The 25,390-nt window shown below is 36.0% G+C and carries 26 protein-coding genes and 1 pseudogene; 16 read left to right on the forward strand and 11 right to left on the reverse strand.

Annotation, left to right across the window (positions count from 1 at the left end):
- Positions 1–144: 144 nt before the first annotated feature.
- On the forward strand, positions 145–1,164 hold the full coding sequence (pyrD, locus tag ACPT8Q_RS06380; protein WP_050949180.1) for a quinone-dependent dihydroorotate dehydrogenase: 1,020 nt from the start codon (positions 145–147) through the stop codon (positions 1,162–1,164).
- Positions 1,164–1,988, forward strand: coding sequence for an RNase RNM (gene rnm, locus ACPT8Q_RS06385; RefSeq protein WP_050949181.1), 825 nt, complete (start codon positions 1,164–1,166; stop codon positions 1,986–1,988). Before pyrD ends, rnm begins: the two co-directional genes overlap by 1 nt.
- Before the next feature lie 95 nt (positions 1,989–2,083).
- On the opposite strand, the gene ACPT8Q_RS06390 is transcribed toward rnm, so the two are convergent.
- Complete coding sequence (locus tag ACPT8Q_RS06390) at positions 2,084–2,692, reverse strand: chalcone isomerase family protein (RefSeq protein ID WP_050847104.1); 609 nt, start codon at positions 2,690–2,692, stop codon at positions 2,084–2,086.
- A 127-nt stretch (positions 2,693–2,819) separates the two neighbouring features.
- Positions 2,820–4,214, reverse strand: a complete 1,395-nt coding sequence (fumC, locus tag ACPT8Q_RS06395) for a class II fumarate hydratase (RefSeq protein ID WP_050949182.1) — start codon at positions 4,212–4,214, stop codon at positions 2,820–2,822.
- A 235-nt stretch (positions 4,215–4,449) separates the two neighbouring features.
- On the opposite strand from fumC, the gene ACPT8Q_RS06400 reads away from it, so the two are divergent.
- From ACPT8Q_RS06400 to valS, 6 genes are all read left to right on the forward strand, one after another.
- Entirely contained in the window at positions 4,450–4,884 is a 435-nt protein-coding gene (locus ACPT8Q_RS06400) for a DNA polymerase III subunit chi (protein WP_050949183.1), read from the forward strand.
- Between the two features lie 84 nt (positions 4,885–4,968).
- Positions 4,969–5,139 (forward strand): hypothetical protein, encoded by a 171-nt coding sequence (locus ACPT8Q_RS06405; RefSeq protein WP_011961939.1) that lies wholly within the window; start codon positions 4,969–4,971, stop codon positions 5,137–5,139.
- The gene (locus tag ACPT8Q_RS06410) at positions 5,129–5,722 is read left to right on the forward strand and encodes a zeta toxin family protein (RefSeq protein WP_050949184.1); all 594 of its coding nucleotides are present in this window, start codon (positions 5,129–5,131) and stop codon (positions 5,720–5,722) included. The genes ACPT8Q_RS06405 and ACPT8Q_RS06410 overlap by 11 nt, the downstream gene beginning before the upstream one ends.
- Before the next feature lie 26 nt (positions 5,723–5,748).
- Positions 5,749–6,063, forward strand: coding sequence for a N(4)-acetylcytidine aminohydrolase (gene yqfB / locus ACPT8Q_RS06415; protein WP_050949185.1), 315 nt, complete (start codon positions 5,749–5,751; stop codon positions 6,061–6,063).
- A 22-nt stretch (positions 6,064–6,085) separates the two neighbouring features.
- Positions 6,086–6,724: a phospholipase D-like domain-containing protein gene (locus tag ACPT8Q_RS06420; protein ID WP_050949186.1), complete on the forward strand. Its 639-nt coding sequence runs from the start codon at positions 6,086–6,088 to the stop codon at positions 6,722–6,724.
- A 47-nt stretch (positions 6,725–6,771) separates the two neighbouring features.
- Positions 6,772–9,636: a valine--tRNA ligase gene (gene valS / locus ACPT8Q_RS06425; protein WP_050949187.1), complete on the forward strand. Its 2,865-nt coding sequence runs from the start codon at positions 6,772–6,774 to the stop codon at positions 9,634–9,636.
- Positions 9,637–9,670: 34 nt separating this feature from the next.
- Here the strand turns inward: valS and hybG are convergent, their stop codons facing one another.
- The 8 genes from hybG to ftnA (ACPT8Q_RS06465) all read right to left on the reverse strand — a co-directional run bounded on the left by hybG (position 9,671) and on the right by ftnA (ACPT8Q_RS06465) (position 16,561).
- The gene (gene hybG, locus ACPT8Q_RS06430) at positions 9,671–9,946 is read right to left on the reverse strand and encodes a hydrogenase maturation factor HybG (RefSeq protein WP_050949188.1); all 276 of its coding nucleotides are present in this window, start codon (positions 9,944–9,946) and stop codon (positions 9,671–9,673) included.
- A gap of 130 nt (positions 9,947–10,076) precedes the next feature.
- Entirely contained in the window at positions 10,077–11,507 is a 1,431-nt protein-coding gene (trpCF, locus tag ACPT8Q_RS06435; RefSeq protein WP_050949189.1) for a bifunctional indole-3-glycerol-phosphate synthase TrpC/phosphoribosylanthranilate isomerase TrpF, read from the reverse strand.
- A 30-nt stretch (positions 11,508–11,537) separates the two neighbouring features.
- The gene (gene trpD, locus ACPT8Q_RS06440) at positions 11,538–12,539 is read right to left on the reverse strand and encodes an anthranilate phosphoribosyltransferase (protein WP_061671205.1); all 1,002 of its coding nucleotides are present in this window, start codon (positions 12,537–12,539) and stop codon (positions 11,538–11,540) included.
- 52 nt (positions 12,540–12,591) lie between these two features.
- Complete coding sequence (locus ACPT8Q_RS06445) at positions 12,592–12,978, reverse strand: tautomerase family protein (RefSeq protein WP_050949191.1); 387 nt, start codon at positions 12,976–12,978, stop codon at positions 12,592–12,594.
- A 48-nt stretch (positions 12,979–13,026) separates the two neighbouring features.
- Entirely contained in the window at positions 13,027–13,608 is a 582-nt protein-coding gene (locus ACPT8Q_RS06450) for an aminodeoxychorismate/anthranilate synthase component II (RefSeq protein ID WP_050949192.1), read from the reverse strand.
- A gap of 12 nt (positions 13,609–13,620) precedes the next feature.
- On the reverse strand, positions 13,621–15,177 hold the full coding sequence (gene trpE / locus ACPT8Q_RS06455; protein ID WP_050949193.1) for an anthranilate synthase component I: 1,557 nt from the start codon (positions 15,175–15,177) through the stop codon (positions 13,621–13,623).
- A 382-nt stretch (positions 15,178–15,559) separates the two neighbouring features.
- Positions 15,560–16,057 (reverse strand): non-heme ferritin, encoded by a 498-nt coding sequence (ftnA, locus tag ACPT8Q_RS06460; RefSeq protein WP_050949194.1) that lies wholly within the window; start codon positions 16,055–16,057, stop codon positions 15,560–15,562.
- 15 nt (positions 16,058–16,072) lie between these two features.
- Positions 16,073–16,561 carry a non-heme ferritin gene (ftnA, locus tag ACPT8Q_RS06465; protein ID WP_041175333.1) on the reverse strand — a complete coding sequence of 163 codons (489 nt, stop codon included), beginning with the start codon at positions 16,559–16,561 and terminating at the stop codon, positions 16,073–16,075.
- 562 nt (positions 16,562–17,123) lie between these two features.
- Here ftnA (ACPT8Q_RS06465) and ACPT8Q_RS06470 point away from each other — a divergent pair.
- The 8 genes and pseudogenes from ACPT8Q_RS06470 to phoR all read left to right on the forward strand — a co-directional run.
- Positions 17,124–17,195 (forward strand): annotated as a pseudogene (locus ACPT8Q_RS06470) (YcgN family cysteine cluster protein); the annotation flags it as partial.
- Positions 17,179–17,349 carry a hypothetical protein gene (locus ACPT8Q_RS06475; RefSeq protein ID WP_154698793.1) on the forward strand — a complete coding sequence of 57 codons (171 nt, stop codon included), beginning with the start codon at positions 17,179–17,181 and terminating at the stop codon, positions 17,347–17,349. The pseudogene ACPT8Q_RS06470 and the gene ACPT8Q_RS06475, both read left to right, overlap by 17 nt.
- 125 nt (positions 17,350–17,474) lie before the next feature.
- Entirely contained in the window at positions 17,475–18,479 is a 1,005-nt protein-coding gene (pstS, locus tag ACPT8Q_RS06480) for a phosphate ABC transporter substrate-binding protein PstS (protein WP_076773452.1), read from the forward strand.
- Between the two features lie 90 nt (positions 18,480–18,569).
- Positions 18,570–19,517, forward strand: coding sequence for a phosphate ABC transporter permease subunit PstC (gene pstC, locus ACPT8Q_RS06485; protein WP_050949197.1), 948 nt, complete (start codon positions 18,570–18,572; stop codon positions 19,515–19,517).
- 1 nt (position 19,518) lies between these two features.
- Positions 19,519–20,367, forward strand: coding sequence for a phosphate ABC transporter permease PstA (pstA, locus tag ACPT8Q_RS06490; RefSeq protein ID WP_021035193.1), 849 nt, complete (start codon positions 19,519–19,521; stop codon positions 20,365–20,367).
- 9 nt (positions 20,368–20,376) lie between these two features.
- Positions 20,377–21,144: a phosphate ABC transporter ATP-binding protein PstB gene (gene pstB / locus ACPT8Q_RS06495; RefSeq protein WP_021035192.1), complete on the forward strand. Its 768-nt coding sequence runs from the start codon at positions 20,377–20,379 to the stop codon at positions 21,142–21,144.
- Between the two features lie 76 nt (positions 21,145–21,220).
- On the forward strand, positions 21,221–21,916 hold the full coding sequence (phoB, locus tag ACPT8Q_RS06500) for a phosphate regulon transcriptional regulator PhoB (protein ID WP_425627512.1): 696 nt from the start codon (positions 21,221–21,223) through the stop codon (positions 21,914–21,916).
- On the forward strand, positions 21,913–23,178 hold the full coding sequence (phoR, locus tag ACPT8Q_RS06505) for a phosphate regulon sensor histidine kinase PhoR (RefSeq protein ID WP_050949198.1): 1,266 nt from the start codon (positions 21,913–21,915) through the stop codon (positions 23,176–23,178). The genes phoB and phoR overlap by 4 nt, the downstream gene beginning before the upstream one ends.
- A 778-nt stretch (positions 23,179–23,956) precedes the next feature.
- Here phoR and sbcB read toward each other — a convergent pair.
- The gene (gene sbcB / locus ACPT8Q_RS06510) at positions 23,957–25,378 is read right to left on the reverse strand and encodes an exodeoxyribonuclease I (RefSeq protein ID WP_050949199.1); all 1,422 of its coding nucleotides are present in this window, start codon (positions 25,376–25,378) and stop codon (positions 23,957–23,959) included.
- Positions 25,379–25,390: the final 12 nt, after the last annotated feature.

The raw sequence follows: 25,390 nt of genomic DNA on the forward strand, positions 1-25,390 counted from the left end.
ATTTTTCCTTAATTATTTCTATATTTCTTTATTATTTGCACATCATCTTTGTTCCTCGTAGAATACGAACAATCTTTCCCTTAAAGTGCGGTGAAAATTAACCGCACTTTTCTTACAGTAAACTATCCTGAGAGATAAACGAGTATGTATCAATTATTCCGTCACGGCATTTTCCAAATGGATGCTGAAAAGGCTCATAATTTCACGATTCAATGCTTGAAATTAGCTGGTAATCCTTTATTTCAACCGATCTTAAAATCTCTTATTCATGCTCCCAAAGGCTTTCCGAAAACAGTAATGGGTGTGAATTTTCCTAATCCTATTGGATTGGCGGCTGGGGCGGATAAAAATGGTGATGCGATTGATGGTTTCGGTGTATTGGGTTTCGGTTTTCTCGAAGTAGGAACTGTTACGCCCGTTGCACAAGATGGGAATGTAAAGCCACGTCAGTTTCGTTTAATTGAAGCTGAAGGCATTATTAACCGTAATGGCTTTAATAATAATGGCATAGACTATCTTATAGAAAATGTGAAAAACGCCCGTTATAAAGGCGTGATTGGTATCAATATTGGTAAAAATAAATTCACGCCTTTAGAACAAGGCAAAGATGATTATATTTTCTGTTTGAACAAAGCCTATAACTACGCAGGTTACATTACGGTGAATATTTCATCCCCCAATACACCAGATTTGCGTCAGTTACAATATGGTGATTATTTCGATGACTTATTGCGAAGCATCAAGGATCGTCAGGCTATTTTGGCAAACCAATATAATAAATATGTGCCGATTGCGGTAAAAATTGCACCAGATTTAACAGAAAGCGAATTAGTGCAAATTGCGGATACGTTGCTTCGTCATAAAATGGATGGGGTTATTGCAACGAATACCACGGTTTCTCGTGATACGGTTATGGGGATGAAAAATGCGGAGCAGCAAGGCGGATTAAGTGGAAAGCCGTTACAGCATAAAAGTACAGAGGTTATTAAGCGATTACATCAAGAACTGAAAGGTCAGATTCCCATTATTGGTAGCGGTGGCATTGATGGGTTGCAAAATGCGCAAGAGAAAATTGAGGCTGGTGCCGAGTTGTTGCAAGTTTATTCAGGATTGATTTATCACGGTCCAAAATTAGTAAAAGATTTAGTAAAAAATATTAAATAATGACAAAAAAATACGACTTACATTGTCACAGCACCGCATCAGATGGGGTATTAAGTCCAACTGAATTAGTCCAGCGTGCTTATGCGCAAGGCGTGAACGTGTTGGCATTATGCGATCACGATACGATTGCAGGTATTGATGAAGCACAGATAGCAGCTAAAGAAGTAGGCATTGAATTAATTACTGGAGTAGAAATTTCCACAAATTGGGAAGGGCGAGGGATCCATATTGTAGGATTAAACTTCGATAAAACTCATCCCAAAATGACCGCACTTTTGCAAAGCCAAAAAGCATTACGTGAAAAAAGAGCGGTGGAAATTGGCGATAAATTAGAAAAAGCAGGTATTCCTAATGCTTATGAAGGTGCGAAAGCTTTAGCCAATGGCGAAGTGACGCGTGCTCATTACGCGCGTTATTTGGTGCAGATTGGTAAGGTATCTAATGATGGTCAGGCCTTTAAACGCTATTTAGGGCAAGGAAAACCAGCATTTGTCAAAGCAGAATGGACAGATATTCCCACGGCGATTGATATAATCCATGCCGCAGGCGGTATAGCCGTTATTGCCCATCCGTTACGTTATAACATGACGGGGAAATGGGTGCGTAAGCTGATAACCGATTTTAAGGCTTGGGGCGGTGATGGCATGGAAATGGCGGATTGTGGTCAGACAAAAGATCAACGTCAAATGCTTGCTCGTTGGGCAAAAGAATTTGATCTGCTGGGATCCGTTGGCTCCGATTTTCATTTCCCTTGTGGCTGGATTGAGTTAGGAAAAAATTTAGATTTAGTTGGGGGCGTTATCCCAGTTTGGGAAAAATTTTAACAAGCCATAATGTATAAATACCTGTTTCCTTGATTATAAAATTTATTTGGAAACAGGTATTTTTTACGTTTTAACAGATGGATGAAAGATAAATTTTAGCTTTGAGAGTTTTTTTGACTATCTAATAAATAATGTGGCGGCAACTCAGGCATTGACTCTTGTTCATCAAAGGATTCAATTTCAGGTTTGAGATAAAATTCCGCCGCTTCATGATTGCTTTTCGTTTTGCCTAATAATTGTGGCTGAAGTTTTACAAAAGTGCTATTCGGTGCAAGCCAAATGCCGATAAATGCTTGATTAAATTTAGCATCAAAATCGTGTTCCAAAACAGTATCATTTAATACAAAGTAACCTTTATCGGGTAAGGCAATATAGTTCAAAATATCGTTTGGGGAAAAATCAGGAAAGGTCGCTTGCATTTCTTTTAGCCAGCTTTGAGTATCGCCATCATTAAGTTTTAAGGTTTCAATTTCTTTAATCAGGGTAATCGCAAAATTTTTTCCTTCAATGGGTTTTTCATATTTGAAAGAGAGCATTAATGGACGTTCATTTTCTTGATAAGTGCCAGTTTCAGAAAATAAACCAATGGTATAAACATGGAACGGCCCCCAAGTGTATTCGGCATTTCCGATGGGTTGCCAATGGGCAAAAGGTGCGGCAGAAAAAAACGTTATCATTGCCACAAAAAGGGATTTCATTTTCATAATAAATTGCCGTGAATAAAATTGTGTTGATTATAACAAACCGCATCAAAAAACAAATGAAAAACGAGTAAAAAGGCGAGTAATTTTACTCGCCTTTAATATTACTGATGTTAATTTATGCGGTGAATTATTTTAGGCTACCCACCATATCTTCTGGGCGAACCCATTTATCAAAATCTTCGGCAGAAACTAAGCCTAAATTAATTGCTTCTTCACGCAATGTTGTGCCATTTTTGTGCGCCGTTTTTGCAATTTTAGCTGCGTTTTCATAGCCAATATGCGTATTAAGTGCGGTCACCAACATTAATGAATTTTCAAGTTGTTGTTTAATGCGTGGATAGTTTGGTTCAATACCCACTGCACAGTGTTCATCGAAAGATACGCAAGCATCTCCCAATAATTGAGCGGATTGTAAGAAGTTTGCAATCATCACAGGGTTGAACACATTTAATTGGAAGTGACCTTGCGAACCCACAAATGCGATGGTGGTGTCATTACCAAATACTTGTGCGCAAACCATTGTCATCGCTTCACATTGAGTTGGATTTACTTTACCCGGCATAATTGAAGAACCCGGTTCATTTTCAGGAATTAAAATTTCGCCAATTCCTGAACGAGGGCCTGATGCTAATAGACGAATATCGTTCGCAATTTTAAATAAACTCATTGCTAATTGACGTAATGCACCGTGAGTTTCAACAATCGCATCGTGTGCTGCTAATGCTTCAAATTTATTATCTGCAGTAACAAAAGGGAGGGCAGTGAATTTCGCAATGTAATCTGCCACTTTCACATCATAGCCTTTCGGCGTGTTCAAACCTGTACCAACCGCAGTGCCACCCAACGCTAATTGACTTAAATGTGGAAGAGTATTTTTTAATGCTTTTAAACCGAAATCTAATTGAGCAGCATAAGCTGAAAATTCTTGACCTAATGTGAGTGGCGTTGCATCCATTAAGTGAGTGCGGCCAATTTTTACCACGTTTTTGAAGGCTTCAGATTTTGCCGCAAAAGTTTTTTGTAAACGTTCAACACAAGGAATAGTGTGCTCAACTACTTTTTTATATGCTGCAATGTGCATTGCCGTTGGGAAAGTATCATTTGAAGATTGTGATTTGTTCACATCATCATTTGGGTGAATAATAGATTTTTCACCTAATTTGCCACCGTTTAACACATGCGCACGATTTGCAACCACTTCGTTCACATTCATATTGGATTGTGTACCAGAACCAGTTTGCCAAATAACGAGTGGGAATTGATCATCTAATTTATTTGCTAAAATTTCATCACAAGCCTTTGCAATTAAATCACGTTTTTCAAGAGGTAATACACCTAAATCATGATTAGCAAATGCAGCTGCTTTTTTCAAATAGCCAAAAGCTTCGATAATTTCATGTGGCATTGATGCGGCAGGACCGATTTTAAAGTTATTGCGTGAACGTTCAGTTTGTGCAGCCCAGTATTTATCTGCTGGAACTTGAACTTCACCCATTGTGTCTTTTTCAATACGAAATGCCATTCTATACTCCTATGAATTGAATGAAAATTAAAACTCAAGTGATTTTAACACTTCCGAGTTATTAGTGGAACGTAACAAAAACGTTAAAAATCAGTTTTGTGACATAGATCATAAAAGTGCGGTGGATTTTCAGACGTTTTTAATAATATCTATTTAATTATTTATCTTCCAAGGTTTTTTCGTTAGAATCCTAAACTTTGTATGGGGCTAGATTGAGAAAATAACGGGGCAAAAAATGGCAAAAACTGCACAATTTTATATTCTTACTGAAAATTGTACTTTAACTGTCGAAGAAATAGCCTGTAATCTTGCTGCCTCAATATGGCGTTCAGGGAAAAAAGTACTAATTAGTTGCGAAAGTGAGAGCCAAGCATTAGAAATTGATGAACTTTTGTGGCAACGAGATCCTAATGAATTTGTTCCACATAATTTATCGGGTGAGGCAACGCAATATCCTACACCGATTGAGATATCGTGGCTTGGAAAACGAAATTTACAACGTCGTGATATGTTAATTAATTTGCAACAAGAAATTCCAGATTTTAGCCACAGTTTTACCCAACTTATTGATTTTGTACCGAAAGATGATGCGTTAAAAACACAAGCCCGAGAACGTTATAAACAATTACGTCTGCAAGGTTGGAATCTTTCTACTGAAAACGTGGGTTAATAAATGAATGACATTACCTTTTATCAACGCTTTCAATTTTGAGTATTGAGCAGTAGGTTTTGAATTAATTAAAGAGGATAATTGATGACTGAACGTGAGAAAATTATTCAACAACAGAAACAACTTAAAGCGTTATTTTCAGTTTGGATGAAAGAAAAAATGAATCACGAGGTGGTTACCTTTCAAAAAACTGATGGCAAGATAGTCGAGCATTATCCTGATGGTTCGGAAAAAATTGTGGGTTATGCAAAATAAAGCGATTTTTTATTGTGGAACAAATGGTTCGGGAAAAAGTACTTTACGTTCTTTTAACCAAGATGCTGTGCAAATTGTGATTGATTCTGATCATATTGCAATGCAGATTAATCCTCAGAATCCAAGACTTGCTGATATTGATGCAGGCAGAAAAGCGATAGGGCTATTTCGTTTTGCTATTAAGCAACATATTGATTTTTCCATGGAATCGACACTTTCAGGTAATTCAATTATTCAAAGAATGAAAACGGCGAAAGAAAATGGCTTTTATGTACATTTAAATTATATTGGCGTTAATAGCGTTGAAATAAATCTTGCACGTGTTAAGGCAAGAGTTAAATCTGGCGGTCATTTTATTGCTGAAGATGTTGTAAAAAATCGTTACCAAATTAGTTTAGATAATTTATTTCTTGTTTTGCCATATTGTGATGAAATTTTTATTTATGATAATTCTAGCATTGCGCCTGAATTGATTTTTCAACTAAAAGATAACTGTATTACTCAATTTAGTGAATTTTTACCAAGTTGGTGTGAAAAAATATTGAATAATTTGAGAAATCTAGGATTTGTAAAAACTTTCTAAAACCTAACCGCTCTTTAAGGATCAAAATGCAACCAAACGACATCACTTTTTACCAACGTTTTGAAGCGGATATTCTCGCGGGGCGTAAAACCATCACCATTCGAGATAAATCCGAAAGCCATTTTAAAGCAGGCGATATTTTACGAGTGGGGCGGTTTGAAGATAATCAATATTTCTGCACTATTGAAGTGTTAAGTGTTTCACCGATTACCCTTGATGAACTGACGGAGCAACATGCGAAGCAGGAGAATATGGGTTTGGCTGAATTGCGAGAAGTGATTAAAACAATTTATCCCAATGAAAGTGAGTTTTGGGTGATTGAAATTAGGTTAGTAAACTAAAATAAGTGACGATGAGATTATAATGTATAAATTTGCTATTTTTTTAAGAAAGGATGCACAACCGAATTTTTTTAGAAACATTATTTTATCTACATTGAACAATAGTTATTTTGATAAATATGTCTTATGTAGTGCATTTTTTCAGGAAAATAAATTTAGTACTAGTTCAGAGATAATAAGTACACTTAATTCTACTCGAATAGTTAACATAGATATATATGGTTTATATAGAGGAACATGGAATAAACAATTTAACCAGTTCTGTAGTAATCTGAAAAACTATTATCAGAACTCAAGTTGTTCAACTAATTTTTATAAATTTAAGCCAAATTCCCATGCAAAAATTTTTATAGCAAGAAAACAAAATCTTCCTTTAATTTCAATAATTGGTAGTAGTAATTTAAGTGCTGGAGCATTTGCAGATAGAACTAGCAAGGAAAGATGGAATCAAGAGTGCGATGTTGTAATTTGGGACGATGGTGATTCTTCAAGTAAGAAAATCATAGAAAATATGCTAGAAAATATTCCAAGTGAATTAAAAAGTTTTATTTATATATCTAATTATGATCAAACTTATATTGCATCTGATATATCTTGTTTAGATAAAATTAATGAATTAGAAAATTTAATGAAAAATAATGCTGATATATATCCTGTATAGTTATTACAAATATATAACAGTATAAGTTTTACAAAAAGAGAAAAACAATGACACAAAAATTCGAAATGGCAGACCGTTTTAATCCGTCTGCGGTAGAACAAGCCCTTTATCAACATTGGGAAGAAAGCGGTTATTTTAAACCGTCTGAAAATGAAAATGTGCCGAGCTATTGCATTGCAATTCCGCCACCGAACGTAACAGGCTCCCTACACATGGGGCATGCGTTCCAGCAAACTTTGATGGATACGCTCATTCGTTTTAACCGTATGGAAGGGCATAACACCTTATGGCAAGCGGGGACAGACCATGCCGGTATTGCGACTCAAATGGTGGTGGAACGTAAAATTGCGGCTGAAGAAGGTAAAACACGCCATGATTATGGTCGTGAAGCCTTCATCAACAAAATCTGGGATTGGAAAGCCTATTCTGGTGGCACAATCAGCCAACAAATGCGTCGTTTAGGTAACTCAATCGACTGGGAACGTGAGCGTTTCACTATGGACGATGGTTTATCTAACGCCGTAAAAGAAGTGTTCGTTCGTTTGCACGAAGAAGGTTTGATTTACCGTGGCAAACGCTTAGTAAACTGGGATCCAAAACTTCACACCGCGATTTCTGATTTAGAAGTGGAAAATAAAGAGAGCAAAGGCTCCCTTTGGCATTTCCGCTATCCGTTAGCAAACGGTGCAAAAACGGCAGATGGTAAAGATTATTTAGTGGTCGCAACTACGCGTCCAGAAACCATGTTGGGCGATACGGCAGTGGCGGTGCATCCTGAAGATGAACGCTACAAAGATTTGCAAGGTAAGACGGTAATTCTACCGCTTGCAAACCGTGAAATTCCGATTATTGCGGATGAATATGTGGATCGTGAATTCGGTACTGGTGTGGTGAAAATTACGCCTGCGCACGACTTTAACGACTACGAAGTGGGTAAACGTCACAGCTTGCCGATGGTCAATGTATTAACCTTAAACGCAGATATTCGTGATGAAGCGGAAATTATTGGTACTGATGGCAAACCACTTGCAGGATATGAAGCGACTATTCCTACGGATTACCGTGGTTTAGAGCGTTTTGCTGCACGTAAAAAAATCGTGGCAGATTTTGAAGCACTAGGTTTATTAGACGAAATTAAACCACACGATTTGAAAGTACCTTATGGCGACCGTGGCGGTGTACCGATTGAGCCGATGTTAACCGACCAATGGTATGTGAGCGTGAAACCGCTTGCTGATGTAGCGATTAAAGCGGTAGAAGACGGCGAAATCCAATTCGTGCCAAAACAATATGAAAACCTTTACTTCTCTTGGATGCGTGATATTCAAGATTGGTGCATCTCTCGCCAACTTTGGTGGGGACACCGTATTCCAGCGTGGTATGACGTGGAAGGCAATGTGTATGTCGCGCGTAACGAAGAAGAAGTGCGGTCAAAATACAACTTAGATTCTGCGGTTGAACTTAAACAAGATGAAGACGTGTTAGATACTTGGTTCTCATCAGGCTTATGGACTTTCTCCACTTTAGGTTGGCCTGAGCAAACTAAAGAACTCAAAATGTTCCACCCTACGGATGTGTTAATCACTGGCTTCGATATCATCTTCTTCTGGGTTGCACGTATGATTATGTTTACGATGCATTTCGTAAAAGATGAAAACAGCAAACCACAAGTGCCATTCAAAACGGTGTATGTAACAGGCTTGATCCGTGATGAACAAGGTCAAAAAATGTCGAAATCGAAAGGTAACGTGCTTGATCCAATCGATATGATTGACGGTATCAGCCTTGAAGATTTACTTGAAAAACGCACTGGCAACATGATGCAGCCGCAATTGGCAGAGAAAATTGCCAAAGCAACCCGTAAAGAATTTACGGACGGTATTGCTGCTCACGGTACAGACGCATTGCGTTTCACATTAGCTGCGTTGGCTTCAAACGGTCGTGATATCAACTGGGATATGAAACGTTTAGAAGGCTACCGCAACTTCTGTAATAAATTATGGAATGCAAGCCGTTTCGTATTAACGAATGACAAATTAGATTTAAGCGAAGGCGAGATCGAGTTTTCATTAGCCGATCGTTGGATTCAATCGGAATTCAATCGCACAGTGGAAACTTTCCGTAGCTCATTAAGCCAATATCGTTTTGACCTGTGTGCCAATGCGATTTATGAATTTACCTGGAACCAATTCTGCGACTGGTATTTGGAATTGACTAAACCAGTATTTGCCAACGGCAATGCCGCACAAATCCGTGCAGCAAGCCAAACTTTGGTTCATGTGCTAGAAAAATTATTACGTTTAGCCCATCCACTAATTCCATTTATTACCGAAGAAATTTGGCAAAAAGTGAAAGGCTTTGTCGGCATTACGGCTGACAGCATTATGTTACAACCTTTCCCACAAGTGGAAGAAAACGGCTTTGATCCAGAAGCAGAAGCTGAAATTGAGTGGTTAAAAGAAGTGATCGTTGCGGTACGTAATATCCGTGCAGAAAGCAATATCGCACCAAGCAAAGGCTTAGATCTGTTATTCCGTAATTTAAGTGCAGAGAATGCAAAAATTCTTGAAAAACAGACCGCTCTTTTAAAAGCAATGGCGAAATTAGACAACGTTCAAGTGTTAGCGGCAAATGAAACTGCACCACTTGCGGTAGCAAAACTTGTTGGAAACGCTGAATTGCTTGTGCCAATGGCTGGGTTTATCAATAAAGAAGCTGAGCTTGCACGTTTAACCAAAGAGATTGAAAAATATCAAAACGAAGTTAAACGCATCGAGAATAAACTTAGCAATGAAGCTTTTGTGGCTAAAGCACCTGAAGCAGTGATTGCGAAAGAACGCGAAAAACAAGCGGAATACCAATCTGGATTAGAAAAAATCCAAGAGCAGTATAAAGCGATTGAGGGGTTATAGCTAAATATAAAAAGTAGGCATTATGCCTACTTTTTTATTTCTGATTTAATCCTAAAAAATCTCCAACTTCATGTTCGAGTTGGCTCATTGCGAGCAGAGCCTCTTGGGTTTTCTTAGCTTCATCTTCATCAATAACACTCATTGCAAAGCCCACATGAACAAGCACCCATTTGCCAAGTAAATCGGCTAGATTTCCCGTACAGACTAGTGAAATATTTACTTCACGTTGTACGCCACATACATCCACTGTGGCAAGTTGAAGATAATTTTCATCAATTTTGACAATTTGACCCGGAACGCCTAAACACATAATATTTTTATTCCTATTGGCATTTAAGCTGAAATATAGATTTATTTTACTATTAGGTAGAATAAATTATTACGATCTGGATCAATAGTTGCACATTTCAGATTATTTAGTGATTTCTATGTTATTAAAATTAATAAATATTATTAAAAACTAACCGCACTTTTTCTTGATCTTTGACGCCCGCAGAACTTTCTACTCCAGAATTAATATCCAAGCCTAAGCAATTTTGTTGAATGGCTTGTTCTACGTTATTTGGCGAGATACCGCCAGCTAAAATAATCTTGTGCTTAAGATGTTCGGGAATTAATGACCAATCAAAGGTTTTTCCTGTGCCACCTTGCTGGTTCGCTGTTTGGCTATCAAAAATATAACGATCCACATTCAAATCATCGGTAAAATCGATCGCACTTTGGGTTTCAATATTGACAGAAATCGCTTTCCAGATTTGCGTGTTTTTTGGTAGCTGCTGGCGAAGTGCGGTAATAAATGCTTCAGTTTCTACACCATGTAATTGCACCGCATAAAGCTGTAACTGGTTGGCTATTTTTACGATAAAGTCAATTTCTTGATTCTGAAAAACACCAACAAATCGAAGTGGAGCAGCGGTTACCAATTCTTGCGCTTGGCGTAAACTCACACAACGTTTTGAATGTTCTACGAAGATTAATCCACCGTAAAGCGCACCATTTTCGTAAACGATTTTGACATCTTGCGCGCGTGTTAAACCGCATACTTTATTTTCTCCAAAAATCACTGAGCGAACTGCATTATTCAAATCTTGGTTGCCCATTAAGCTGCTCCCAATTAAGAAACCATGCGCCACTTTTTGTAATTGACGAATTTGCTTGTGATTGTAAATGCCTGATTCGCTAATAATACGTACATCAGCAGGGATTCGGTCGGCGTATTTTTCAGTGAGTTCAACAACACGATTTAAATCCACAGTTAAATCATGCAAATTACGGTTATTGACACCGATAATTTTCGCACCAAGCCTAAGAGCACGTTCAAATTCTTCTTCATTGCTGGTTTCTGTCAATACGCCCATGCCAAGAGAATGTGCAAGATCTGCCAGCACACGATAAGTTTCATCATTTACCACGGAAAGCATTAATAAAATCGCATCAGCTTGATAGTAGCGAGCAAGGTAAACCTGATATTCGCTGATCATAAAATCTTTGCAAAGAACAGGTTGGCTCACGATATCGCGAACTAAAGGCAAGAACTCAAAATTCCCTTGGAAGTATTTTTCATCTGTCAGAACAGATACCGCAGAGGCATAATGTTTATAGACATTGGCGATTTCTTCCAAATTAAATTCAGCACGAATTAACCCCTTAGAAGGAGAGGCTTTTTTACATTCCAAAATATAAGTGGGCTTTTGATGCGTGCCTTTTGCTAATGCATCATAAAAAGAGCGGTCAGATTTTTGAATGTTTTGTTTAAACTGAGAAAGGGGAAATTCCTTTTCTTTTGCTTTAACCCATTGTGCTTTGTCTAAGACGATTTTTTGTAGCACCGTAGCAGAGTCAATAGGTTTTGTGAAATCTTGGGTAATCATAGTTTTCTTCTAGTTGTAGTTATAGCAACATTAATATTTCGTTAAGTTTTGTAGTGTTTCAAACGCTTTACCAGATGCGAGATGAGCTAACACATTTTGCACATTTTGTTTTAAATCATTGTAACCGAATAATTTTAATAATAATGCTGTATTTGCTGCGACAGCATTTGCGTGTTCAGCTTTTCCTTTGCCTTGTAAAAGTGCGGTGAGTATTTGGGCATTTTCTTGTGGTTCGCCGCCGCGAAGGCTTTCTAGGGATTGTGTTTTTAAGCCAAAATCTTCAGGCGTTAAAGTGATATATTCAATTTTGCCATTTTTAATTTCGGCCACTTGTGTTTCGCCGTGCAATGCGACTTCATCTAAGCCAGAACCATGTACAACAAAGGAATGTTGATGTTCTAAGACAACTGCGGTTTCAGCATAGGTTTTTACTAATTCAGGTGCATACACGCCAAGTAAATGATAAGTTGGGCGAGCAGGATTGATAAGCGGCCCTAAAATATTAAAGATAGTGCACGTTTTTAAAGATGCACGGACTGGTGCAACATGGCGGAAACCAGAATGATATTGTTGAGCAAATAAAAAGCAGACACCAATTTCATCTAATGCTTGTCGAGCTTGCTCTGGTGTGACGTTCACATTAACGCCAAGTGCCGTTAATACATCACTGGCACCTGATTTACTTGATACGCTACGATTGCCATGTTTTGCTATCTTTGCTCCCATTGATGCTGCAACAATGGCACTAGCTGTAGAAATATTAATAGTGTTTTGACCATCGCCTCCTGTTCCTACAATATCCGCAAAAGGGTAGTCTGGATATGGAAATGCTTTAGCATTTTGTAAGGATGCTGATACCGTACCACTTAATTCATCAATGCTGACACCACGTACTTTTAACGCAATCAGCATAGCTGCAATTTGTTCGTTATTGAGTTCTCCTTGCATAATGGCGTTAAAAATGACCGCACTTTCTGCTTTATTGAGTGTTTGTCCGTTGTAAAGTTGTTCTAAAAGTTGTTCGTGTTGCATAGTCTATTCCTGTTTTTATTTGTATGTGGATTTGTTAATTTTCTATATTTTATTAAACATAAATATCGTAATCTAAATCGCGCGCTTCATCGCCTGTCATTCCACGGAATCCCCAGCAATGTGCAGGCTGTTCTTTAATCGTAATTTCCACATCGTGAGCTCGAATGCCGAGTTTGTACTCTAGCTCGCTAAACAGCATTTTTATCAAGCGTTTTTTCGTACCTTCCATACGACCAGCCATCAGGTTAATTTCGATGACCGTGTAATCATCGCTGCGGTCAAAAGGGTAGTAAAAATCCTCTTTTTCTAAGCACAAAAAACGAATCGCGTGTTTGCCTTTTGGAATGTCTAAGCCGAGATGAAGACTGTTATAAATTACTTCCGCAAGTTTTTCACGACGTGGTGAAAGTTTGGATTTAAGTCCGAATACAGTGATCATATTTTCTCCTTTAAAGTGCGGTTAAAAATTACCGCACTTTTTTCTGTCTTATCTATTTAACAACCATTCAATTGATTGTTGTAATAATTGTGAACCTTGCACAGTTAAAATACTCTCAGGATGGAATTGAAATGCGCAAATGGGTAAATCACGATGACGAATTGCCATAATAATGCCATTATATTCCGCATTGACGACAAATTCTTGTGGTAAATTTTGTCCCATTAAAGAATGATAACGCGCCACAGGCATTGGATTAGCAAGATCTTTAAACATGGCTTCGTTATCATGAGTGATACGAGAAACTTTACCATGCAATACTTCGCCAGCATGAACAACGTTACCACCAAAGGCTTGAATCAACGCTTGATGCCCTAAACAAATTCCAATAATCGGTACTTGATTTTTTAAACGTTCGATCAATGGCAGTAAAATCCCTGCTTCTGATGGCGTTCCTGGCCCAGGAGAAAGCGCAAGAATGGTATCAGGTGTATTAAGTGCGGTTTCTATCAGTTTTTCTAAGTCGCAGTCATTGCGATAAATTGTGACGTTGTGACATAATACACGAAATTGATCCACAAGATTGTAAGTAAAGGAATCGAAGTTATCTAAAAATAAAATATTAGCCATAATAATTCTTCCTTATTTTGCTTGTATATTAACTTGACGAATTGCTTTTAAGACAGCTGCGGCTTTGTGGCGTGTTTCATCGGCTTCCATTTGTGGATCAGAATCCAATACTTCGCCGCAACCTGCTTGCACATGGGCTACCCCATTTTGTACGAAAGCAGAACGGATCACGATACAGGTATCAAAATGTCCATCGGACGTGAGATAACCCACCGCACCACCGTAACTATGGCGTTTTTGTTGCTCAAATTGATAAATAAGCTGCATTGCTTTGATTTTTGGCGCACCAGTTAATGTGCCCATATTCATACAGGCTTGATAGGCGTGAAGCGCATCTAACTCAGGGCGTAATTTACCCACTACACGAGAGACCAAATGCATGATGTGAGAATAGCGATCCACTTGCATTAATTCAGCCACTTTACGGGTACCACTTTGGCAAACTCGAGCAATGTCGTTACGTGCTAAATCAACCAACATTAAATGTTCCGCTTGTTCTTTGTGATCAAGGCGAAGTTCTAGTTCTAAACGAGCATCCAATTCGGGATCGATATTGCCGTGAGCATCAAAACCACGAGGGCGTGAACCTGCGATGGGGTAAATTTCTAACTGACGATTTTCTGGTTCATATTTCAACGCACTTTCTGGCGATGCACCAAACAAAATAAAGTCTTCATCATTCATATAGAACATATAAGGGCTTGGATTATTTTGTTTGAGTTGAGCATAACTGGCTAATGTATTCGGGCAAGCAAGGGAAAAACGACGAGAGGGCACAATTTGGAAGACATCACCAATGTTAATGTGATATTTTAAGGCTTTTACAATGCCAGTAAATTCAGGATCGTTAAAGTTTGTTTTAACTTCATCACTTGCTGCTTTAATAGAAAGAACGTTATCAATATTTTTTAGTTTTTGCGCGATAGAAAGCGAGGTTTTCGCAATATTGACTTGTTCTTCTTGAGCAAAACAGAAACTTTTGAGTGTCGCTTGTTGATTTTGATGATCGATAGTAATGAGGTATTCGGCAAGATAGAAACTGTAATCAGGGCAGTCGATACCATCATTTTGCAATGTAATACCATCCATTGGAATAAAATTTGCGACGAGATCGTAAGCAAATAATCCGCCTAAGAAAATAGGCGTTTGGCTATGCTGATAAAGAGTAGAAATAACACGCAGTCCGTCAAAAATAGTGGCAGATTGTAATTTGCTATCTTCATCGAGTTGATTATCAAGTGGCGAAAATTGTACAGAAAATTCTTCTTCAAAATTGACCGCACTTATTTTCCCAAGTGCGGTTAATTTTGGATAAATTTCTTTTAAAACTTGTTTTCCATTCTCATTTAATGCTTTAAATGTGACGTTGTGACCTAAGCACGTTATTTTAATCGCAGAATTGACTAAGATAAGGCTTTGTAAACTGTTTTTACTCCCGATTTCGGCAGAATCGAGTAGAAGAGAATTTGAATTTGGTTGGCAAAGTGTATTAAAAATAGCGGTGGTGTCAGCATAATAGGGAATGGGTTGCGCTGTCACTGCAATAAAGGCTTGAGCTTGAATATTCATATTTATTTATCCTTTTGGAAATTTTGTACTATTAAACTAGTGCAAAAGGAATAAGTCAAGCCTGATTTTAATTTTTTATGTTTTTTGATTAAAAAATGTGTTTTTTATTCCTTTGCCCAAGGGCGACCTCCATAATATTCTATATTTTGCTGATTTATCACTTCTAATATTTTTGCAGAAATATTATTGTTATCTTCATCTGACAAAGATAATTGAGGAAAAACACGACGATAAGGTAAGCAATATGTTTTGATAAGATTGGAAATAAAGATTACGCTCTGTAATTATCTAATAGAAAATATTTTTAGAAAATTTGGAATTAAAATAATCTGGCAGACACATTATTTTAAATAAAAGCTCTGCCAGATTTGATGATCTATAATTAGGCTTCGGTAGCGAGATTACCTAAATCCTTATCGATTAAGAACAAGCTTTTGCCATCTTCTCCAAGAAGATTTAATTTATCTAAAATACTACTAAATAATTTTTCTTCTTCATGTTGTTCTTCCACATACCATTGTAAGAAATTAAATGCAGAGTAGTCTTTTTCTTCAAAGGTTTTACCTACTAATTCATTGATTTTACTGGTAATTAATTTTTCATGCTCATAGGTAGTTTCAATTACTTCTTTTAATGATTTATATTCATGTGCAGGTGCTTCAATTGCAGAAATTACAGCACGTGAGCCAGTTTCATTTAAATAAGTAAACAATTTACGCATATGTTGCATTTCTTCAGCTGCATGAACTGATAAGAATTTTGCCGTGCCTTCAAAGCCTTGCTGATCGCACCAAGCACTCATTTGTAAATATAAATTAGAAGAATAAAACTCTAAATTCATTTGATCGTTTAATAGTTTTACTACATTTTCTGATAACATATTATTTTCTCCTATCTATTCCAAAGTTGCGAGTTCACGATCAATAAAGAATAATCCTTTGCCATCTTCGCCAACAAGATTAAATCTATCAATAATTCCACTAAATAATTTTTCTTCTTCATGCTGTTCTGCTACATACCACTGCAAAAAGTTAAAAGCAGAGTAGTCTTTGCTTTCAAAAGTAACTTCAACTAATTCATTGATTTTTGAAGTGACTAATTTTTCATGTTCTAAAGTTATTTCAAAAACTTCTCTTAATGAAGAATAATCATGTTTAGGTGCATCAATTTTTCCTAAAAGAGGCATACCGCTAGTTTCACTTACGTAATTAAACAGTTTTTGCATATGTTCTAATTCTTCATCAGCATGACGAAGTAAGAAGGCAGCAGCACCTTCATAACCGTGTTTTGAACACCATGCACTCATTTGTAAGTAAACATTAGAAGAGTAGAACTCTAAATTAATTTGGTCGTTCAGCTTGTTTATGATTATTTGATTAAGCATAACTAATTCCTTTCCATTTTGATTGATAAAATGCAATAAAGCGTAATTTGCGGCAATCATTTTAAATTCACAAATGATAATTGCAAGTTTTTTATCAAAAAAATTTTATATAACTCATTAATTTTAAAAAGAAAAATAAAAAACAATTATTATCATTTACATAATGATATATAAATTAAATATGACGTTGTCACAATGAAACTAACAAATTTTAAATTAGTATTAGATATGCCTTTATTTTCCTCCTTAGATTTGGATGAAAATTTAGATTATCGAGTAAACATGAAAGAGTTCATACCCATTTTCAGCCTAAGCCCAATAACTATTTGCATATCTGTCACGCAAAGTCCTATTTAGCTTTGGTTTGCAAAATTTATTTCTTATTGCACATACGATCCTGAAACTTTAGGCAAAAATCCAGCAGATTGACACAAAGTAAAAGGCATCATTCATTAAGTTTCGGCTGCGTATAATCATTCTGCTGAGTTTTCAATGTGTCAAATCTGAATGTAGAAAATGACATTGAAAGGTGATAAAACCAAATTCTTTAACGATAAATAATGGCTGCGGTAAACGCCAAAAACTCTATTACATCCGAATTGCTTGTAACTTTTCAGATGTGGAAACAGGAAAGTAAGGTAATTATTCAGGGTATTTTAAAATTGAAACCGACTGAACAAAACTTACCAACTTTTATTAAACCTAAAGATCGTTATCAATTAATTGACAAATGTAATATCATTCTACTAGAAAAACACGGTACAAATTTACCTGTACTTTTCTTATAACTACTTTCTTTTGATTATCCATTTAAAATTTTTCATATTGTCATCAAACTGTCACAATTATTTTCTACACTTCGCTACGCAATCTAAATAACACTCAAGGAGAATTTGTTATGTTTATGCATAAAATGAAAAAAAATCTTATTATCGTTTTAACCTTAGGTACGTTACCTTTCGCTCAAGCTAATAGCATCACTGGTGCTGGAGCGTCTTTCCCTTATCCAATTTATGCGAAGTGGGCATCTTTATATGAGAAAGAAACTGGGAATAAAGTTAATTATCAATCCATCGGTTCGGGCGGCGGACAACAGCAAATTATTGCAAAAACGGTTGATTTTGGTGCCTCTGACGATCCAATGAAATCCGAATTATTACAACAACACCAACTAGTCCAATTCCCTGCGGTTATCGGTGGTATAGTGCCTGTTGTTAATTTGCCTGAAATTAAATCTGGTAAATTAAAGTTATCAGGTAAGCTGTTAGCAGAAATCTTCCTTGGTAAGATTAAAAAATGGAACGATCCTGCCTTAGTTGCATTAAATCCAACGCTTCCTTTACCAAATAAAAACATTATTGTGATTCATCGTTCAGACGGCTCTGGAACAACATTTGGTTTCACTAATTATCTATCTAAAATTTCGAACGATTGGAAAAATCAAGTTGGTGAAGGTAAATCAGTGAAGTGGTTAACAGGTCAAGGTGGAAAGGGGAATGAGGGAATTGCTTCTTATGTTCGCCAAATGAAATACTCCATTGGTTATGTAGAGTATGCCTATGCCAAACAAAATCAGCTTGCTTGGATTTCATTACAAAATCAAGCAGGGCAATTTGTACAGCCTTCTAATGAAAGTTTCATGGCAGCTGCAAGTCACGCAAAATGGCACGAAAAGGCGGGAATGGGTGTTATATTAACCAATGAAACGGGGGAAAAATCTTGGCCAATTACGGCAGCGAGTTTTATTTTATTAAATAAATATTCTGACAATCCTGAAACAACTAAAAATGTATTAGCCTTTTTTGATTGGGCATTCTCAAGAGGGCAAGATGCGGCAACTGAATTAGATTATGTGCCAATTCCTGCTGATGTGGTAGCTACCATTAAAAGTCAATGGAAAACAGAGCTAAAACAATAAAATCTCTTTATTTTATACCGCACTTTATACAAAACCTGGCACTTGACATTAATAAAGTGCGGTTATCTTAAATAATTTTGGAAAATACTTATGCTCACAAAAAGTCGGAAATATTTTAATCAAACATGGATTGAATCATTATTCAAACACACTACGGAATTTTTTGCTTTGCTTGTGTTTATTTTGCTTGCTGCTATTTTAATTTCTTTAGTCATAGGAAGTTGGGAGAGTATTAAACGTTTTGGTGGGAGTTTTCTATTAGAAACATATTGGGACCCTGTACAAGAACAATATGGGGCAATTATTCCTATTTTAGGTACGCTTATTACGGCGAGTATCGCATTATTTATCGCAGTACCCATTTCATTTGGTATTGCGATCTTTTTAACGGAGCTAGCTCCCAATTGGCTAAAACGTCCTATAAGCATTGCAATTGAAATGCTAGCTGCAATTCCTTCTATTATTTACGGAATGTGGGGGTTGTTTGTTTTCGTTCCATTATTTCAAGAACATATTCAGCCTGTACTAATTGACAATTTGGGTAATTTACCTGGATTAGAATTATTTTTTTCTGGCGTACCTTTTGGTGTTGGTTTATTTACGGCAGGATTAGTGCTTGCCATAATGATCATTCCTTTTATTGCATCCGTAATGCGAGATGTCTTTAGTGTAGTACCTCCAATGTTAAAAGAAGGTGCTTATGGATTAGGTGCAACCACTTGGGAAGTGGTTCGACAAGTGATTGTACCACACACTAGAATAGGGCTTGTTGGGAGTGTGATGCTAGGATTGGGAAGAGCATTGGGCGAAACAATGGCTATCACTTTTATTATAGGTAATGCGTTTCAATTGCCTAGTTCCTTATTTTCACCTTCTACCTCAATCGCATCTGCTATTGCTAACGAATTTAATGAAGCAGGTGGATTACAAAAATCTGCATTGATGGAATTAGGACTACTCCTCTTTGTTATCACAACTATGGTATTGATTTTATCAAGATTAATGATTACAAAAATGCAACAAACAAAAGGGAAATAAGATGAAAACTAATCAAAACTTGCGTTTTTATTGGCGTAAAACACACAATAAATTAATGTTAGGGCTTTCCTATATTTCAGTAATTATCGGCTTATTTTGGTTGTGTTGGATATTATTCACTCTAATTACCAAAGGCATTCCAGCTTTATCAATTGATTTATTCACACAATCTACCCCTGCCCCTAATGAAAAAGGGGGATTGTTAAATGCACTGATTGGTTCGTTTTTTATTGTCGGTGCGGGTACATTGATAGGCACTCCTATGGGGGTATTGGCAGGGACGTATTTGGCAGAATATGGTCGTTATAGCCGTTTCGCACAAATTACCCGTTTTCTTAATGATATTCTTCTTTCTGCCCCTTCTATTATTATTGGTTTGTTTGTTTACAGCTTATATGTATCAAAAATCGAGCATTTTTCAGGGTGGGCTGGAGCATTCGCATTAGCTTTATTGCTTATTCCTATCGTGGTACGCACTACGGACAATATGTTATTACTTGTACCAAATAATTTACGTGAAGCAGCGGCAGCTCTTGGTTGCTCTCAATGGCAAGTTATTATGATGATTTGTTATCGAGCAGCTAAATCAGGGATTTTAACTGGCGTGCTATTGGCAGTTGCCCGAATTTCAGGAGAAACTGCACCACTATTATTTACCGCACTGTCTAATCAATTTCTATCTTGGAATATGAATGAACCTATCGCAAATTTACCTGTAGTTATTTATCAATATGCAGCAAGTCCTTTTACAGATTGGAATAATCTAGCTTGGGCAGGTGCAGCTCTAGTAACATTATTTGTGCTTTGCTTAAACATTTTCACTCGACTCTTCTTTCAACATAAAAAATAATGAGGCAATATGATTAGTCTACAAGAAACCAAAATAGCTGTGCAAAATCTAAATTTCTACTATGAGGATTTTCATGCATTAAAAAACATTAATTTACGTATCGCTAAGAATAAAGTGACCGCCTTTATTGGTCCTTCAGGTTGCGGTAAATCTACTTTATTGCGGAGTTTTAATCGGATGTTTGAGCTATATCCAAATCAAAAAGCTACTGGTGAAATTAATTTAGACGGTGAAAATTTACTCACAACAAAGATGGATATTTCTCTGATTCGTGCTAAGGTTGGTATGGTTTTCCAAAAACCAACGCCATTTCCAATGTCGATTTATGATAATATTGCATTCGGTGTTCGTTTGTTTGAAAAATTATCAAAAGAAAAGATGAATGAACGAGTAGAATGGGCATTGACTAAGGCCGCTCTTTGGAATGAAGTGAAAGATAAATTACATAAAAGCGGAGATAGTTTATCTGGCGGACAACAGCAACGCTTGTGCATTGCTCGAGGAATTGCTATTAAACCTAGTGTGTTGTTGCTCGATGAACCTTGTTCGGCATTAGATCCTATTTCGACTATGAAAATTGAAGAACTCATTACGGAGTTAAAACAAGATTATACTGTGGTTATGGTAACTCATAATATGCAACAAGCTACACGTTGCTCCGACTATACGGCATTTATGTATTTGGGTGAATTAGTTGAATTTGGTCAAACACAACAAATTTTTGATAGACCTAAGATACAACGTACAGAAGATTATATTCGCGGTAAAATGGGGTAGTTAAAAAGTAAAAGTTTGGTGAGAATGTATTATTTCTCACTTCACTTTTATGCCATAAATCAAATGAAGGAGTATTATGACAAGAAAAATTCTGATAGTTGAAGATGAATGTGCAATCCGTGAAATGATCGCACTGTTTTTATCTCAAAAATACTATGATGTGATTGAAGCGAGCGATTTCAAAACAGCGATAAACAAGATAAAAGAAAATCCTAAACTAATATTATTGGATTGGATGCTACCTGGTCGTTCAGGTATACAATTTATACAGTATATTAAAAAGCAAGAAAGCTATGCTACGATTCCCATTATTATGCTCACAGCTAAAAGTACAGAAGAAGATTGTATTACCTGTTTAAATGCAGGGGCTGATGACTACATCACTAAACCCTTTTCACCTCAAATTTTATTAGCTCGCATTGAGGCAGTATGGAGGAGAATTTATGAGCAACAAAGTCAATTTATACAAATCGATGAACTTTCCATTGATGAAAATGCTCAGAGAGTGTTTTTCCAACAGCAGGAAATTAATTTAAGTAGTACAGAATTTAAATTGTTACATTTTTTTATGAGGCACCCTGAAAAAGTTTATTCTAGAGAACAATTGTTAAATCGTATTTGGCATAATGATCTAGAAGTTGAATATCGCACTGTTGATAGCTATATTCGCCGTTTACGCCGCAATTTAGCCCCTTTTCAATGTGAACATTACATCCAAACAGTTCGAGGATCCGGTTATCGATTTTCTAGTTATTTACGAGATAAACAATGAAAAAAATATTGAATTTTATTGTTGAAATAAATTTGGCAATCATTATTTCCTTATTTACTTCTGATTTTATTCTTTGGTTTGCAATAATACTTTTATTAATTTTAGCTTGGCATCATATTAATGAATATCGTTTACTCAAATATCTCAATTTAAAGCAAGATAATAAATTCTCTTTATTACAATTAGGAACATTCTCTCAAACTGAAGCCTACCATCGTCATCGAATTTACAAAGAAAAATGTGCAAGTTTACGTTTGTTATCTCAAATAAATAAAAATATTAAGTATTTACCAGATGCAATTATTATCTGTCAGCATAATGGTAATATTTCTTGGTGTAATTCAATTGCGCAACAGATGTTTGATTTTTGTTGGAATAAAAAAGTCCAGAAAAATATTTTTGATGTTATTTTTTATGAACAATTTAAACATTATTTTTTTCAGTCAAAAAAAAGACGACCGTTAGTACTATTAACTTATAATCAACGTTATATTGAGGTGCAGTCGCACGCTTATAATTCTCATATGATTTTAGTGGTCGCTCGAGATATTACAGATATGATTCATTTACTTAATTCACGCCAAAAATTCTTGAGTAACATTAATCACGAGCTACGTACTCCATTAACCGTATTACAAGGTTACTTAGAAATTCTTGCAGATAATAATACTCAGAACCCTCTACAAAAAAAGGCTATTTTTGCAATGCAAGAGCAAAGCCAACGAATGGAACATCTATTACAACAATTTAATTTTTTAGCAAAAATAGAAACAACTTCAGATAAGGATTTTCGTACATTTGATATGTCAGCCATGATAAATTCTTTAAGAAAAGATACAGATATATTAAATACTTATAATCATCACATTGAATTTATTATTCAGCCTAATATCATTATTTTTGGAAATGAATTTCAACTAAGAAGTGCCGTTTCAAATTTAATTTATAATGCTATTAAACATTCTGGTAAACAGTGTCATATTCAAATTCAATGGGAAACTTGTGAACAGGGTATTAAATTTAACGTGATAGATAATGGTGTTGGCATATCACCACAGCATATTCCACATTTAACAGAACGTTTTTATAGAGTTGATGAATCTCGTAGCCATTTAACTGGTGGAAGTGGTTTAGGACTGGCTATTGTGAAGCATACTTTATTACAATATCATTCTCATTTAAATATTGAAAGTACTGAAACGAAGGGTAGTAGTTTTTCGTTTATCATACCTAAACGCTTTGTCATATCAAAAAAAGAATAAAGAAATTCAATGATAATACACGTTGCAAGTATTAGCTGACACGGTAGTAAATAACACATCAGAAAATCGAAAATGGTGGGCTAGTGGAGAACTTAGATACATAAAAAAAACAGCTTGGTAGTTTTTCACCCATCTAAACTTTTACTATGGAGTTTGATTGCTTGATGGAAAACGTATTTTATTTAATAAGTTAAAAGTTCTAAACAGGAAACTTATATTATTTACATTATGTAGCAGTGGCTAAATCACCTAAATCTTTATCAATCAAGCATAAATCTTTAAATGCTGTAGCACTTTCACACCCATGAATGTAAATAAACGTCATAGTATGGCTCTAAATTAATTTACTCGTTCATCTTATCTGTGATGATTTGATTAAGTATAACTAATTAAGAGAGGAGAAATAATCTCTTCATAACCTATAATTAAAGTTACTTTGCATTTTTATAATTTAACATAATATACATTATACGAAATCAGTTATCAGGTTAGCGAAAACTACGAACTAAATAAATCACAGAGTTATGCACAAGTCACGGATACTAGCAAAACAAGACAAAATAAGGCTAGATAACACGTTGTAACGTGTTGTTTTATAGAGTTATTGAATGGATGAATTGAAATGTAAAGACAATGTAAAGGTGAAATAAGCTAAATCTATGCGATTACGCTACGTAAAATCTGAATAATTTTGGGGATAATTCTTCCCAGAAAAAACAACAAAAAAAGCACATTTTTCTTAAAACGTGCTTTTTAACAAAATGTGACAACGTATCGACTAACCTAGTAGTTTTGTACCATATTCATATACTTGTTGTAACAAAGATAGTTTTTCAGGATTATCTGAATGTTCCTCTGCTAAACGTTGTAAACTTGATTCAAAATCTACCGCACTTTTTTCAAGTTTATTCTGTCTATATTTCTGCCATTTAATTTGTTCAGCGCGTGTAAGGGTTTTATAAAAATGGCGAGCCCGATAATGGAACAATAATTCAGGGATACGTTTATCTTCAAAAGCTAAACCATGTTCAGCTAATTTTTCTGCTGGTAAACTACGTAAAATAGACATATTATTTTTATCAGCATTGCTGAAAAAGCCATTGTATAGCTCAGTTTCCACATTATCATTTGATTCAAATTGACGTTCTTCATTAAAAATATCCGTCACTTTTTCACGAATATCAAAAGATGCTCGTAATTTTGCAAGATTATCCAAGCATAATTGACGATCAATACCCAAGCGATTTGCTGTTTCTGGCAACAAGGTTTTGGCTGGCGCTAAAATAGGACATTTATTGATATGCACAAGCTTTAATGGAACAGGTGGAACTCCCCTTTCTTCTAATTCCGATTTTTTGGTATATAAATCTGTCCGCAATTCATCCGCACTTTTGACTAATAAATTATCGATATCGCCAGTTAAATCACAAACAATAAGTGCATTTTGATTTGTCGGATGCCAAGCTAAAGGTGCAACCCAAGTGCAATTTCTACGATAATTCCCTAACATCCCAGAAACATGTACTAAAGGTGCCATTGAGCCTATATCAACCAACTTTTCAATTTCTTTTTTACCACGGTTTTCAAAGAAATATTGGAATAACTTAGGCTGTTTTTCTTTAATTAATTTCGCCATAGCAATAGTTGCATATACATCCGCCATTGCATCATGAGCATTTTCATGCTCAATACCATTTGCTTTAGTGAGTTTTTCTAAGCGGAAACTTGGCATCCCATCATCGTCATAAGCCCAATTAATCCCTTCTGGACGCAAGGCATAACAAGCTCGTACTAAATCTAACAAATCCCAGCGTGAATTCCCGTTTTTCCAGCTATATTCATAGGGATCAATAAAATTACGATAAAATGTATAACGTGTCATTTCATCATCATAGCGAATATTGTTATAGCCCATGACACAAGTATTGGGTTGGGAAAACTCTGCTAAAATGTTTGCGGCAAATTCAGGCTCAGAAAGCCCCTTTTCATTACATTCTTGTGGTGTAATTCCTGTTACCATTACCGCTTCAGGAGCCGGTAAATAATCGTTGGTTTGTTTACAATAAAACATTATTGGTTCGCCAATAATATTAAAATCAGCGTCTGTACGAATACCCGCAAATTGTGCAGGACGATCTGTTGCGGGATTTACACCAAAACTTTCATAATCGTAAATAAAAAAGCTGAAATCTTTTGCCATGACTACTCTCTT

It is taken from the genome of Haemophilus sp. HN_Hi10, from assembly GCF_049821985.1.
Lineage (GTDB): Bacteria > Pseudomonadota > Gammaproteobacteria > Enterobacterales > Pasteurellaceae > Haemophilus > Haemophilus influenzae_D.